Origin of the sequence: Streptococcus sp. KR, from assembly GCF_002238115.1 — a bacterium.
GTDB lineage: Bacteria > Bacillota > Bacilli > Lactobacillales > Streptococcaceae > Streptococcus.
On record NZ_NGVM01000124.1, the window covers coordinates 1 to 549 of the forward strand.

General features: G+C 37.2%; 1 protein-coding gene. It reads left to right on the plus strand.

The genetic code is table 11. From position 1 onward, the window contains the following. Positions 1-549: relaxase/mobilization nuclease domain-containing protein (locus tag CBI42_RS11215; RefSeq protein ID WP_179211415.1), on the plus strand; the 549-nt coding region annotated here is incomplete at both ends.

The following is a 549-nucleotide window of genomic DNA, read 5'->3' on the forward strand; positions in this document are numbered from 1 at the left end:
TTAAAAAAGGAGATGATGACTTGAAAGAATTATCTTCAGGAAAACAAGTATTGGCCCATCACATTATCCAGTCTTTTTCTCCAGATGATAACTTGACTCCTGAGCAAGTTCATGAAATTGGCCGCCAAACGATGTTAGAATTGACAGGTGGGAATTATGAGTTTGTGATTGCAACACACACGGATAAAGATCATCTTCATAATCACATCATACTCAATACCACCAATACATCAACACTCAAGAAATTTCGTTGGGAAAAGAAAACCCTGAAAAATTTGAGAGCCATTTCGGACAAACATGCGGCACGGTATGGCGCTAAAATCATTGAGCCTACAATGAAAAATTCCTACACAAAGTATTCTGCTTGGCGTAGACAAAATAATTATCGGTTTGAAATTAAGGAACGTCTTGATTTTCTTCTGAAGCAGGCTCTTTCGTTGGAAGATTTTAAACATAAAGCAGCTGCGCTTGATCTTCAGATTGATTTCTCTGGTAAATTTGTGAAGTATAAATTACTTGATCAGCCTCAACAAAGAAATGTCCGAGATG